This is a genomic window from Variovorax sp. 278MFTsu5.1, assembly GCF_048305045.1.
GTDB lineage: Bacteria > Pseudomonadota > Gammaproteobacteria > Burkholderiales > Burkholderiaceae_C > Variovorax > Variovorax guangxiensis.
Window position 1 is genome coordinate 70,830 of record NZ_CP157622.1, and the last position, 13,462, is coordinate 84,291.

The 13,462-nt window shown below is 66.8% G+C and carries 10 protein-coding genes; 5 read left to right on the top strand and 5 right to left on the bottom strand.

From position 1 onward, the window contains the following. Nucleotides 1–2: 2 nt before the first annotated feature. Genes ABL844_RS00220 through ABL844_RS00230 form a run of 3 tightly spaced genes read right to left on the bottom strand, consistent with a single transcriptional unit; the run spans nucleotide 3 to nucleotide 3,568 of the window. Nucleotides 3–575: a hypothetical protein gene (locus ABL844_RS00220; RefSeq protein WP_418130139.1), complete on the bottom strand. Its 573-nt coding sequence runs from the start codon at nucleotides 573–575 to the stop codon at nucleotides 3–5. Further along, entirely contained in the window at nucleotides 556–1,485 is a 930-nt protein-coding gene (xrtQ, locus tag ABL844_RS00225; RefSeq protein WP_369660208.1) for an exosortase Q, read from the bottom strand. Before xrtQ ends, ABL844_RS00220 begins: the two co-directional genes overlap by 20 nt. A gap of 22 nt (nucleotides 1,486–1,507) precedes the next feature. Then, nucleotides 1,508–3,568 carry a VIT and vWA domain-containing protein gene (locus tag ABL844_RS00230; RefSeq protein WP_418130140.1) on the bottom strand — a complete coding sequence of 687 codons (2,061 nt, stop codon included), beginning with the start codon at nucleotides 3,566–3,568 and terminating at the stop codon, nucleotides 1,508–1,510. A gap of 204 nt (nucleotides 3,569–3,772) precedes the next feature. Between ABL844_RS00230 and creD the strand changes: the two genes are divergently transcribed. The 4 genes from creD (at nucleotide 3,773) to ABL844_RS00250 (ending at nucleotide 9,693) form a co-directional block, all read left to right on the top strand. Continuing rightward, nucleotides 3,773–5,263 carry a cell envelope integrity protein CreD gene (gene creD, locus ABL844_RS00235; protein WP_418130141.1) on the top strand — a complete coding sequence of 497 codons (1,491 nt, stop codon included), beginning with the start codon at nucleotides 3,773–3,775 and terminating at the stop codon, nucleotides 5,261–5,263. Nucleotides 5,264–5,310: 47 nt separating this feature from the next. Further along, the gene (locus tag ABL844_RS00240; protein ID WP_418130142.1) at nucleotides 5,311–6,552 is read left to right on the top strand and encodes a glycoside hydrolase family 3 N-terminal domain-containing protein; all 1,242 of its coding nucleotides are present in this window, start codon (nucleotides 5,311–5,313) and stop codon (nucleotides 6,550–6,552) included. Nucleotides 6,553–6,569: 17 nt separating this feature from the next. Beyond that, entirely contained in the window at nucleotides 6,570–8,975 is a 2,406-nt protein-coding gene (locus tag ABL844_RS00245) for a penicillin-binding protein 1A (protein WP_418130143.1), read from the top strand. Nucleotides 8,976–9,072: 97 nt separating this feature from the next. Beyond that, nucleotides 9,073–9,693 carry a hypothetical protein gene (locus ABL844_RS00250; protein WP_418130144.1) on the top strand — a complete coding sequence of 207 codons (621 nt, stop codon included), beginning with the start codon at nucleotides 9,073–9,075 and terminating at the stop codon, nucleotides 9,691–9,693. On the opposite strand, the gene creC is transcribed toward ABL844_RS00250, so the two are convergent. Continuing rightward, complete coding sequence (creC, locus tag ABL844_RS00255) at nucleotides 9,687–11,129, bottom strand: two-component system sensor histidine kinase CreC (protein ID WP_126020762.1); 1,443 nt, start codon at nucleotides 11,127–11,129, stop codon at nucleotides 9,687–9,689. The genes ABL844_RS00250 and creC overlap by 7 nt on opposite strands. After that, nucleotides 11,126–11,920 carry a two-component system response regulator CreB gene (creB, locus tag ABL844_RS00260; protein ID WP_418130145.1) on the bottom strand — a complete coding sequence of 265 codons (795 nt, stop codon included), beginning with the start codon at nucleotides 11,918–11,920 and terminating at the stop codon, nucleotides 11,126–11,128. Before creB ends, creC begins: the two co-directional genes overlap by 4 nt. Before the next feature lie 568 nt (nucleotides 11,921–12,488). Between creB and ABL844_RS00265 the strand changes: the two genes are divergently transcribed. Next, complete coding sequence (locus tag ABL844_RS00265) at nucleotides 12,489–13,430, top strand: YcjF family protein (protein WP_126020758.1); 942 nt, start codon at nucleotides 12,489–12,491, stop codon at nucleotides 13,428–13,430. Nucleotides 13,431–13,462 lie beyond the last annotated feature (32 nt).

The following is a 13,462-nucleotide window of genomic DNA, read 5'->3' on the forward strand; positions in this document are numbered from 1 at the left end:
TCTCAGATCGGTCTCGCTACGGTGACAGCTTGCCACGGCCCATGCGATTGGCCGCTGGCTGCTGCCCAGTACCAGCTTGAAGTGTCAGTGAAAGCCGTGCCCCGGGCGTCGACGATGCGCTCGCAGACGCGGATTTTTTGCGCTCCGTGCCGTTGAGCAACAAAACAGCGCCACATGCGCTCGCGCGCGTCGCGTTCCAGGCGCGCCTGCTCGATGCGGTAGCCCAGTGCGCGGTAGCAGTCGGCGGCCGGATGCAGCATGCGCGTGGGCTGGCTGACCTCGCGCATCACCAGCGTCCGGGTGCCGTCGGTCATGCGGCCGATGGCGCCGGGGAAGCGGTCGGCAAAACGCTGCTCCACGTCGCTGAGCGCCAGCGGGCGCAGCGCGGCGCCGTCCCATTCGCTGGGCCATTCGTGCGACGCGACGGCGGGTGCCATCGGTTCCGCCGGCGTACGCAGGGCCGCCATGGCCGACCACAGCATGCACAGCAGCATCGAGAACGCGAAAGCGGTCTTGTGGCCGATGCGGTTGATGAAATGGTTCGCGAACCAGCGCTCAAAGAACGGTGTCGACATGGCGGCCTCCGTGGGTGGTGATCAGGCCCGGAATGGGCAGTTCGGCGGCTTCGGGCTCGGCGCGTGCGGGCACCATCAGCCGGGCGATGGAGCCGCAGACCACCGCCAGCACCACGAGGCCCAGCGTGTTGTGCGCCCACGGGGCGAGCGGATGGCCGGCGCCCTCGAAGGCGATCAGCACGCTGTTGCGCACGATGTTCCCGGCAAGCACCAGCAGGCCGACCATCGGCAGCCGCGCCATGAAGTCCCGGCCGCTGCGCGAAGCCCACAGCGCGACCGCGCAGGCCGTGAAGTAGCCCAGCCACACCATCTGCACGCCGGAGCAGGGCGCATCGACGATCACCAGGCGGCCGTCGACCGCCAGGCTCGCGCCTTCGCGCGCCACCTCGAAGCCCGGCGACAGCAGCCAGCGGCTGACCTCGGCCGTCACCACGCGCAGCGGATAGCCCGCATAGAACTGCAGCGAGGAGAGCAGCGGCAGCGCGAGCACCGCGAGGCCGGCCACCGGCAGTGCCGCCACCTTGCGCGGCAGGAAGGCCAGCAGCCCGCAGGCCAGCGCCAGCACCGCGACCAGCCCGGCCGCGAGCGGTGGCAACGCGGGCATGAAGCCGAGCCCCGTGCGCATCAGCGTCGCGAGCACGGTGCCCGCGCCGGCCAGCGCGAGCCAGCCCAGCCGGGGCGACGCGCGCAACTCGCGCCGGCGGCTCCAGGCCAGCGCCGCGAGCGCGACCAGCGCCAGCAGGCCCAGCGGATCGTCGGAGCCGTCGCGCATGCGCTGCGCCATCCACACCCAGGTGGGCATCAGCGCGATGAACTGCAGGCCGATCCAGCCGGCAGCCGGCGTGCGGTCGATGTGGATGCCCCAGTCCACGATGCGCGGATGGCGGTGGGCAAGCATTGCCAGAGACATTCTTTTCTTTCTTACGGATGGATCAGGCAGTGAAGCGGCGCGCGTCGTTGCGGCGCGCGCGGCGGCGCAGCATGGCGAGCATCGACAGCACCACGACGATGGCGCCCAGCGATTCGGGCTCGGGCGTGCTCGGCACCTCGGCGCCGAGCGCCAGCTCGCTCACGCCTTGCGGCAGGGGCAGCGGCTGGTTCACGTCCACGCTGTTCTGCGGCGCCACGTTGCGCACCACCTTGTCGACGGCGATGAAGCTCGTGTATTGGGTGAGCAGGCTGTACTTCAGGCCCAGCTCGGTGATGCGGTCCTTCAGGGCCGTGCCGCCTTCCAGCGTCTCCTGGTCGCTCAGGCTCTGGATGCGGTGGCGCGCCCACAGCGTGCGCAGCGCGGCCGTGTCCTGGCGGGTGCTGCCATCGATGCGCACTTCCTGGCGGTAGGGGCCGCTGGCGCCCTGGCCTTCGATGATCACGCGGCCTTTTGCCTCGCCGCGCCACTTGCCGAACACGATCACCGGTCGTTCGCCCAGCACGTCGGGCAGCGCCTGCGGCTCCACGTCGTACACGTCGAGGCCGCCGAAGGTGGCCTTCACGTTCGTGAGCACCGGCGACTCGACCATGCGGCGGAAGCGCGCGGCCTGCTCGGGGGCCTGGACCGGGTCGGTGATGATGAAGGGCTCGCCCATGCCGGCGCGCGCAATGCCTTCCATCAGGCTGCGGTTGACCGAGGAGCCGATGCCGAAGGCGAACACGTTGGCCTTCGACAGGTTGTTGCGCACCAGCTCGAAGGCTTCGCGCTCGACCGTCACGTAGCCGTCGGTCACCACTACCACGGTGCGCGACACGTTCTCTTCCTTGGGTTCTGCATACACGCGCTTGAGCGCCGGAATGAGCTCGGTGCTTCCGCTGCCGCTGTAGTTCTTGATGGTGGCCAGCGCCTGCTCGATGTTGGCGCGCGTGGCCGGCACCGACTTGGGCGACAGCATCTTGTTGCTACCCGAAAAGAGCAGCACGTTGAAGGTATCGCTCGGACGCAGGCCGCCGATCAGGCGTTCGAGCACCGTCTTCGCGGTGTCGAGCGGAAAGCCGTGCATCGAGCCCGAGATGTCGACCACGAAGATGTAGTCGCGCGGCGAGATCGCGCTGGCGGCCACGGCCTTGGGCGGCTCGACCATGGCGAGGAAGAAGTTCTCGGCGTTCTCCCCCTGGCCCTTGTAGAGCATCAGGCCCGATTCGATCTTCTCGCCCGCGAGGCGGTAGTCGAGCACGAAGTCGCGGTTGTCGGCGGGACGGCCGTCGGCGGTGAGTGCGATGTCGGCGTGCTGGTCCTCGTCGCTCTTCTTCACGTCGATGGTGTGCGTGGCCGAGCGGATCTCCTTGATGCCCATCGGCGTGTCGATGGTGGCCTTGAGCCTGAAGCTGGTGCCGGCGGCGGTGCCCGCGGGCAGCGTGGGCAGAGCGACCCACTTGGCCTGCGCGTTCTCCGACTGCGGCGAGTTGTAGCGCGGGCCGACCACGGTCGGGAACACGAACTGGTAGTTGCCCGACTGCGGCACCAGCAGCTCGGTGTAGCGCAGCTCCACCTTCACGTCGTCGCCCGGCAGGATGTTGGCGACGTTCATCTGGAACACGTTGGGCAGGTGCTGCTCGAGCAGCGCGGCGGTCTTGCCTTCCTTCTTGGCCGTGTCGTACTCGATCTGCGCCTGCTGCTTCTCGCGGATCTGCGCGGTGATGAGCCGGTCGGCCAGCCGTACGTTGAGGCCGCTTACCGCGGCCTTGGCCGAGCCGGGGAATACGTACTTCGCCTCGATGGCGCGCTGGCCTTCGTTGCGGTAGGTCTGCGTGACCGTCACATCGGCGATCACGCCCGAGATCTTCACCGAGACCTCGGTGCCCTTGAGCGGCAGGCGGTCGACCGAGGGGTCGTCGCTCTTCACGAAGAAATAGGGGCTCTCGGTCTTCAGGCGCGGACCGGCGGGCGCTTCCTGAGCGTGCGCCGGGCGCACGCCCATGGCGATGAAGCCCGCGGTCGCCAGGCTCACGGTGGCGAGCCAGAGCCAGCGGCCGGGACGTGGGGTGGTTTGGGCATCCATGGCGGGGGTCCTTGTCCGTGCGAACTTGCACGGCCGCAACTTTCTCCAGCGCGCGAGAAGCCAGTTGGAAGGCGTCTTGAAGTCGTGGACCGCCCGCATCCGCTGTGTGAAGTCTGTGTGAAGCGAGGCGGCCCGGGCCCTTCACACGGCCTTCGGGTCGCGCGGCGAGCATCGCGGCCACCGCTACAGACGAGGAGAGAAAAAATGCTTCAGTTGCTCAGGGTCGTGATGAGTTCCATGCTGGCCAAGGTCGCCGGCCTGCTGTTCCTGCTGCTGCTGCTGTGCATTCCGCTGGGAGAGATCGATTCGATCAACCGCGCACGCGGCGAGAGCCAGCGAGAGGCGGCCAGCGAACTCGCCGCCACCTACGCCGGGCGCCAGACCATGGTCGGCCCGCTGCTGCTGGTGCCCTACGTGGAGCGCTGGATGGAGCCGCTGCGCAACGCGCAGGGCAAGGTGATCGGCCAGGAACCGCGCAGCAAGGAAATGGCCCACGTGGTGTTCCCCGACAAGCTGCACATCGAGGGCACGATGGCGCCGCAGGAACGCTATCGCGGCATCTTCAGGATTCCCTTCTACACGCTTGACGCCACGCTCAGCGGCGGCTTTGCCGCCTTCGACCCGAAGGCCGTGTCGCACAGCGAGACCGACTCGAAGATCGAATTCAAGGCCCCGCTCATCGCCTTCAACGTGAGCGACCTGCGCGGCCTCGATGGCTCGCCGACCATGACCATGGGCAGCGAAGCCCTGCGCTTCAGGCAGCGCGTGCCCGGCTTGGATGACGATGCCTGGTTCGCCAACGGTATCCATGCGCCGGTCACCGGCGCCGCGCTCGCCGCCTGGCAGGCCGGCACGCCGATTCCCTTCGAGATGAAGCTGAGCCTGGTCGGACAGGACACGCTCGCCATCGCGCCCATCGCCGAAGAAACGACCGCGCACCTGAGCTCGCCCTGGGCACACCCCAGCTTCGGCGGCCGCTTTCTCGCGGCCCAGCGCAGCGTGACGCCGCAGGGCTTCGATGCCCACTGGCGCGTTTCCTCGCTCGTGACCTCGGCGCGCGAACAGGTTCGCGCAGGCCTCTCGGGTCGGGGCGGCGCAGTGGATGTGGCCAGCAGCGCCGACGTGGCAGCGACGGCTGCCCCCGCTGTCCCGGCACGTCGCAACCTGGGCCCTTTGCAGACCTTCGACGTATCGCTCGCTCAGCCCATCAACGTCTATTCGATGAGCACGCGCGCGGGCAAGTACGGCGTGCTCTTCATCGGCCTGGTGCTGATGGCCGCCTTCATGTTCGAGTTGTTCCGCAAGCTGCGCCTGCATCCGATCCAGTACGGCCTGGTGGGCTTGTCGATCGCGCTCTTCTTCCTGCTGCTGCTGGCGCTGTCCGAGAAGTTCGCCTTCTGGATGGCGTACGCGGGCGCCGCCTCGGCAAGCGTCGCGCTGCTGGCCGTGTACTTCAGCGCGGTGCTCGGCGGGTGGCAGCGCGGCCTCTCGTTCGGCGCGTTCGTGGCGCTGCTGTATGGCGCGCTCTACGGCCTGCTGGCTTCGGAAAGCAATGCGCTGCTGCTGGGCGCGCTGCTGATCTTCGGCATGCTGGCCACCTTGATGCTCGTGACGCGCAAGGTCGACTGGTACGCGCTCTCGCGCCGCAGCGAAGCCGCGCCCGTGGCAGTGCCCGAGGCGCAGACGGCCGCATGAGGCTGCTGCGGGTCATCGCTGGTGCATCGGGCTGGCTGGCGCTGGCCGTGCTGTGGTTCTGGGCCTGGCACCTGAAGGACCCGCACCTGCGCTTCATGCGTGCCTGGGAACTGCCGCTGCTGCTGGCTTTTCTTCTTGCGGGCATCGCACTCGCATGGCGCTACGCACGGGGCAGGCTGCGGCCCGTGGCACTGGGACTGGCATTCGCAGCCCTGCTCACGGCGCTGTGCAACGAAGCGATGTCGCGCCAGCATCGCGCCGAGGTGAATGCGATGGAGGGCCCGCTCGCGCAGGCGGTGGGCGCGCATTTCATCGTCGGCTATGACGACGCGAAGGAGCTGCGCGAACTGGCACGCAAGGGACTGATCGGCGGCATCTTCGTCACCGGCCGCAATGTCAGGGGCCGCACGGCCGAAGAACTGCGCGACGAGATCGCGGGCCTGCAGGCGTTGCGCCGTTCGGCCGGCCTGCCGCCGCTGATCGTCGCGACCGACCAGGAAGGCGGCGCTGTCTCCCGCCTGTCCCCATTGATCGAACGCCAGCCCGCGCTCGCCTCGCTTCTCGATGCCGATCTGCCAGAAGACGAACTCGCCCAGCGCGCCCATGCCTACGGCGCGCAGCAGGGCAGGGCGCTCGCCGATCTGGGCGTCACGCTCAACTTCAGCCCGGTGGTCGACCTGCGCACCGGCCGTGCGCCGGGCCGCTGGGACTTCCACACCCGCATCGACGAACGCGCCATCTCGGCCGACCCGGCGGTCACCGCGCAGGTGGCGCTCGCTTACGAACTGGGCCTCGAGTCGGCAGGCGTGCGAGGCACGCTCAAGCACTTTCCCGGCCTGGCCGGCGTGACCGAGGACACCCACCATTTCGCCGCCGAACTGCGCACGCCGGTCGCCCGGCTCGCGGCGCACGACTGGAAGCCGTTTCAAGACGTATCGAAACATTCGGATGCGGCCATCATGCTGGGCCATGTCATCCTTGAGGAACTCGACGCCGCTTATCCGGTCTCTTTCTCGCGCAAAATCGTGCAGCGGGTGATCCGAGGCGAATGGGGCTACCAGGGCCTGCTCGTCACCGACGATCTCACGATGGCTGCGGCCTACAACCGCGGTCTTTGCGACGCCACCGTCCGTGCCCTCGACGCCGGGGTGGATCTTCTTCTTATCGCCTTCGACCACGACAAGTACTTCGACGCGATGCATTGCGCGCAGCGTGCTGCGCGGCAAGGCACGTTCGAGCTCCGGAAGCCGGAACGCGCAGGCGCGCCGCGGCTCCAACCCTTTCGCTAGCCAAACAGGCATTTCCCATGTTCAAACGCACAAACTCCAAGGCTCCCGGCGACGACGGCGCGGCGCCGCGCGATTCCCGCCTCGACTGGAAGCGCATCGCCGGCTGGGGCGCCATCGGTGTCGGCTCCGGCGCGCTGGTGGTGCTGGTCGCCGCCATCGTCGCGGTCGTCACCATCTACCCGAAGCTGCCCGACGTCTCGGAGCTTTCCGACTACCGCCCCAAGCTGCCGCTTCGCGTGTATTCGACCGAAGGCCAACTGATCGGCGAATTCGGTGAGGAGCGCCGCAACCTCACGCCTTTCGCCAACATTCCCAAGGTGATGAAGGACGCCGTGCTGGCCGTGGAGGATGCGCGCTTCTACGACCACGGCGGCGTGGACTACAAGGGCTTCCTGCGTGCGGCGGTCGCCAGCCTGAAGGGCGGCCGCAAGCAGGGTGCCTCGACCATCACCATGCAGGTGGCGCGCAACGTGTACCTGACATCCGAGCGGACCATGAGCCGCAAGACCTACGAGATCCTGCTGGCCATGCGGCTGGAGCAGCAGCTCACCAAGGACCAGATCCTCGAGATCTACCTGAACCAGATCTACCTCGGCAACCGCGCCTACGGTTTCGCCGCCGCGGCCGAAACCTACTTCGGCAAGCCGCTGCAGAACATCACCATCGCCGAGGCCGCGATGCTCGCCGGCCTGCCGAAGGCGCCCGGTGCGAACAACCCGGTGGCCAACCCGCGCCGCGCGCGTGCGCGCCAGCTGTACGTGATCGACCGCATGCAGGAGACCGGCTTCATCAACGCCGAGCAGGCGGCCGCCGCGAAGAAGGAAGAACTGCACCTGCGCGATGCGGCCGACCCCAACCGGCTGCATGCCGAGTACGTTGCCGAGACGGTGCGCCAGATGATGTACGCGCAGTACGGCGACAGCATCTACACCAGCGGCATGAAGGTCTACACCTCGATCGTGGCGGCCGACCAGGCTGCGGCGTACAGGTCGCTGCGCAAGGGCATCATGGACTACGAACGCCGCCAGCCGTACCGCGGGCCCGAGAAATTCGTCGACCTGCCGAGCGAGCAGAAGGAAATCGACGAAGCGGTGGACGACGCGCTGGCCGAGCATCCCGACAACGGCGACGTGATCGCGGCCGTGGTGCTCGATGCGAGCGCGAAGGAAATCAGCGCGGTGCGCGCGAACGGCGAAACCATCCAGATCACGGGCGATGGTTTGAAACCGGCGCAGTCGGGCCTTGCCGCGAAAGCGCCGCCCAATATCAAGATCCGCCGCGGCGCGGTCATCCGCGTGGCGAAGACGCCGAAGAACACCTGGGAAATCACCCAGCTGCCCGAGGTGGAGGGCGCCTTCATCGGCATGGATCCGCGCAGCGGCGCCATCAAGGCGCTGGTGGGCGGCTTCGACTACGGCAAGAACAAGTTCAACCACGTGACGCAGGCCTGGCGCCAGCCGGGTTCGAGCTTCAAGCCCTTCATCTACTCGGCCGCGCTCGAGAAGGGGTTCACGCCCGCCACCGTGGTGAACGACGCGCCGCTGTACTTCGACGCCAGCGCCAACGGCGGCCAGGCCTGGGAACCCAAGAACTTCGAGGGCACCTACGAAGGTCCGATGCCGCTGCGCAACGCGCTGATGAAGTCGAAGAACCTCGTCACGCTGCGCGTGCTGCAGTCCATCGGCACTCCCTATGCGCAGGACTGGGTCACCAGGTTCGGCTTCGACAAGGACAAGCAGCCCGCCAACCTGCCGATGGGCCTGGGCGCGGGCTCGGTCACGCCGATGCAGATGGCGGTGGGCTACTCGGTGTTCGCCAACGGCGGCTACCGCGTCAATCCCTACCTCGTCACGCGCGTCACCGACCTGCGCGACAAGGTCATCATGGAGACCGAGCCGCCGGTGCTCGACGAATCGCGCCGCGCCATCCCGCAGCGCAACGCCTTCATCATGGACTCGCTGCTGCAGAGCGTGGTGCGAAACGGCACCGGCTTCAAGGCCTACCAGGCACTCAAGCGCGACGACCTCTACGGCAAGACCGGCACCACCAACGACTCCTTCGACACCTGGTTCGCGGGCTTCCAGCCGACCATGGTGGGCATCGCATGGGTCGGCTACGACACGCCGCGCCAGCTCGGCGTGCGCGGCGAGACCGGCGGCAGCCTGAGCCTGCCGATCTGGACCGGCTACATGCAGACCGCGCTGCAGGGCGTGCCCGTGACTCACCCGGCCCAGCCCGAGGGCGTGGTGAGCATCGACGGCGAGTGGTACTTCGACGATTTCACGCCGGGCCACAACGTGGCGAGCCTGGGCCTGGAGAGCAGCGACACGCTGCCGCCGCCGGTCGAGCAGCTCACCGGCGCGCCCGTCGGTGCGCCGCCCCCGCCGGAGGAACGCAACCGGATCCTCGATTTCTTCCGGTAGCCGGACTTCTTCGAGAAACCGGAAGCGAAGGCGGGTTCGCGGTGCCTACACTCGGTACCGCTTCCCGCCTTTTCCTTTTTCTCCTTCTCCCGCATCCATGGAAATCCTCACCCTGGTGGCGCTCGTCGCCGCCGGCTTCTACATCCTCAAGTCCAGGGAACAACGCCTGCGCATCGCCCTGCTGGCGAGCCACCTCGGCCGCTATCAGATCGAAAAACTGATGGAGAGCCTCACATCCGGCTACATGCGCTGCCTCGGCGAGGACGACGCCGAGCGCCGCCGCCAGATCTGGCAGATCCTGGACAGCACAGAAGAAAAACTCTCCGGCCAGATCGATGGCTTCGCAGCCGAGTTCTCGCGAATGCCCGAACCCGTCACCCGCGTGAGCAAGCTGCCCGTGGCCATTCCGCTCTTCACCCAGTTCTTTCCGTCGGCGGCCTTCGACATGCGCCAGGCGTTGCTCATCCACGCACGCGGCATCGCCGGCGTGATGCGCAACGAAGCAGGCCGCACACCCAAGTCCAAGGCCTACATGATGTCGGCCGAACTGTTCCTGCTGCAGCACACCTGCCACTGGTATTGCCGATCGAAGACGGTGGCGTCGGCGCGCATGATCGGGCAGCACCAGACGCAGTACCTGCAGGCACTGCGTGCGGTGAGCCCGCAGACGCGCGAAGCCTATTGCGCGCTGATCAGGCGGACCAGCTTTCCTCAGTGATGCGATGACGACAACGGCAACGTCAGCGTAGCCACCGCCCCGCCGCGCGATGCGTTGCCCAGGTCGATGCGGCCATGGTGCAAGGCCGCGATCTCCTTGACGAAGGCAAGGCCCAGCCCGGTGCTCTTCTTCTGGCTGTGCGGCCTGGCGAGCGAATAGAACTTCTCGAAGACTTTTTCCTGCGCGTAATCCGGAATGCCGGGGCCATGGTCGCGCACGCTCACGCGGGCCAGCTTGGAAGTGGTTTCGAGGGTGAGCAGCACCTCGCTGTCCAGCGGCGAGAAGTCGATGGCGTTGTCGAGCAGGTTGCTGATGGCGCGGCGCAGCAGGAAGGGGTCGCCCTCGGTGCGGGCTTCGTTGCGGATGTTCACGAGCAGCCTGATGTTGCGCTTCGCGGCCGCAGGCTGCGCGCTCGCGGCGATGTCTTCGATCAGCGCGGCGAGCGACACCGGCTCCGTGCGGTCGAGCGCGCGCCGCGTCTCCAGCGCGGTAAGTTCCATCATGCGGTCGACGATTTCCTGGATGCGTTGGGTCTCGCGCTCGATGTTCTTCAGGAAGCGTTCGCGCTCGGCATGCGGCATCGACGGCTCCTGCAGCAGCTCGGCCGCGCCGCGGATGGCGGAGAGCGGGCTCTTCACTTCGTGCGTGAAGGTCTGGACGTAGTCGGCCACGTAGTTGCGGCCGGTGAGCGCGTCGCGCATTTCGCTGAAACCTGTTCGCACGCCGTCGATAGCGCGCCTCACCATGCGTGAAAGGCTCAGGCTGCGCTGTGCGCGCACCCAGGTCCAGTAGTCGCGGATCAGGCCGAAGGGCCGCACCAGCCAGACCGAGACGATCAAGGTGAGCAGCAGCAGCGCGAGCGCCGAACCCACGCCGACCCAGATGGTGCGCCCGCGCGCGTCTTCCACGAACTGGCCGAAGCTTTGCACCGGCTTGCCGACGCTGACCATGCCGACGATCTCGTTGTTCCAGCGGATCGGCGCGCCCACGTACATGACCGAGGTGCGCGGATCGCCGTCGACGTCGCGCGACGTGCGCGCGCCGTACAGGCCGGCGAGCGTGCGGCTCACGTCGCTCCACTTCGAATAGTCGGCGCCGAGATGCCTGCCGAGCGAGTCGAACATCACGCGGCCGTTGCGGTCGGTGACGTACACGCGCAGCTCGACGCGGCTCTTGTGCAGGTTGTAGATCTGCGCCGAGAACTCGCGCGCATAGACGGTGCGGAACAAAGGCTCCAGCCGCGCGGTGTTGATGGCGCCGGCGATCACGTCCTGCTCGACCAGGCTGGCCACGAGCTGCGAGGTTTCTACCAACGATTCCTCGGCGGATTCGCGATAGCGGGGATCGATATCGGAGACGACGCGATAGAGAAGGAAGGCGATGCCCGCCGTGTAGATCAGCAGGATCCCGATGAAGATGCGCGTGCGCCGTGTCACGACGCCTTGGCGGGCAGTTCTTCGTTCAGCGCGTAGCCGGTGCCGCGCAGCGTGCGGATCGGCTCCACTTCCGGCGCGATCGCCTTGAGCTTGGCGCGCAGGGTCTTGATGTGGGCATCGACGGTTCGGTCGAAGCTGTCGCTGGAGTCGTCCCAGACGAGTTCGAGCATTTCATCGCGCGTGAAGACGCGGCCGGGGCGCTGCACCAGGAGTCTCAGCAGGCCGTATTCATAGCGCGAGAGTTCGAGCAGCCGGCCGTAGTAGCGGATCTGCATGCGCTCGGTATCCAGTGCGAAGGGCGATACGGGGGCCTGGGGGCCCGCAGGAGCGCCGTTCGCGGCCGTCTGATGCCCCCCCACGTGATTCGTGCCGGCGGCGCCTTGGGGGGCTCCTGAGCCGCTCCTGGCACTGCGTCGCAGGATGGTCCGCACGCGCGCGACCAGCTCCCTTGGAGAAAAGGGCTTGGCGATGTAGTCGTCGGCGCCCAGTTCGAGGCCCACCACGCGGTCTATTTCGTCGCTGCGGGCCGTAAGGAACACCATGGGCACCTCCGGTCCTCCCATGGACTGGTTGAGCGCCTGCAGGCGCTTGAAGAGCTCGAAACCGTTGAGATCGGGCAGTCCGATGTCCAGGATGGCCAGCGCCGGTGGTTCCTGCGCGAACTGGGCAATCGCTTCCTCGGCCGTGGCGCACCAGACAGGGATGAATCCGTCGCTTTTCAGGACGTATTGCAGCGTGTCGGCGATGCCCGACTCGTCTTCGGCGATCAGGATCCGGGGTTTGAAGCTCATCCACGGATGTTACCGAGGGGAGGACCGGCCGGGGAGGGCCGGTTCGCCCCCGGCTTCCGGGACGGGCGCGGCCATTCGCGGCGTTTTTTTCGGGGCGCGGCTTTTCCTCTTCTTGTCTTCTTGTTTTTCTTATTCAAATTAGTAGTAGTAGATAAGGGTCGCCACCCTCTGTGGACATGCCGCTTTTTTCGTTATGCGACAAGCACTTGTCATGCCGCTGTCACTGTGCGCAGCCGCGCTTCCGGTTTGTACCCGCGACATGGACAACATTGGGTAACCCTTCGGGCCTGTGGATAAACCATGCCTTGTTCAAGAAATGTCCCCAGACTTGTCCTTTGACGGCACTTCAGAAATCTGCGAAAGACGGTTTTCGCCCGGAGAAATTCATTGCTGAAAATTTGTGCAAACCGTAGATTTCCGTTTGAAATCAATAACTTGCAAGACCCCTACACAGAAGTGCCGACGTTATCCACAGAGTTGCCCAAGGTTTGTGGGGAGAACGCCCGACGGAACCTTCGGACCGCAGCCACGACCCCACCGGATCATTGAAATTGCGGAAATATCGAACATGACACCTTCTGAAACAAAGTCGATCGTTACCCTGAGCCTGCTGGCCGCCTTCGTGGACGGCGAGAAGCACGAGCGCGAGCGCGCCGAGATCAAGCGCATCGCGGAAGGCCTGTCGCAGGCCGACGGGCTGAACCTGCCGACGCTCTACCAGGACGTGCTGATGAAGCGGGTGTCGCTGGCGTCGGTGGCGGGCGAGCTCAAGAGTCCGGAAGCGAGGCAGCTCGCCTACGAAATGGCGGTGTGCGTCTGCGACGCGGACGGCACGCAGTCGGAGGCGGAGCGGATGTTCCTGGCGGACGTGCGCACCTCGCTGGGCCTGGACGCCTCGGCGGCCGCGTTCTCGCAGCAGGCGGAGGAAATCGCCGCGGTGCCGGTGGCCGCCACTGCGGCGGCCGCATCGGTGCCTGCAGCGCCGAAGAGTCCCGACACGGCGGAGCTGGACAAGTCCATCCTCAACGCCTCCATCCTCAACGGCGCGCTCGAGCTGCTGCCCGAGACGCTATCGACCATGGCGATCATTCCGCTGCAGATGAAGCTGGTCTACCGCATCGGCCAGGCCTACGGCTACCAGCTGGACAGCGGACACATCAAGGATTTCCTCGCGACCGTCGGCGTTGGCCTTACCTCGCAGTACCTGGAGCAGGCCGGGCGCAAGCTGCTCGGCGGCTTGCTCGGCAAGGTCGGCGGCGGCCTGCTGCGCGGCCTCGGCAACCAGGCGGTGAGTTCGGGGATGAGCTTCGCGTCGACCTATGCGCTGGGGCACGTGGCAAAACGCTATTACGCTGGCGGCCGCACGCTCTCGGCGCAGATGCTGAAGGACGCGTTCTCGGGCGTGGTGAAGGAAGGGCAGAGCCTGCAGACGCAGTACCTGCCGGCGATCCAGGAAAAGGCCCGCACGCTGGATGCGGGCAAGGTCTTGTCCTTGGTGCGCGGCGCTTGAAGGACTTATTCCAGGAACATCGTGGAACCGGC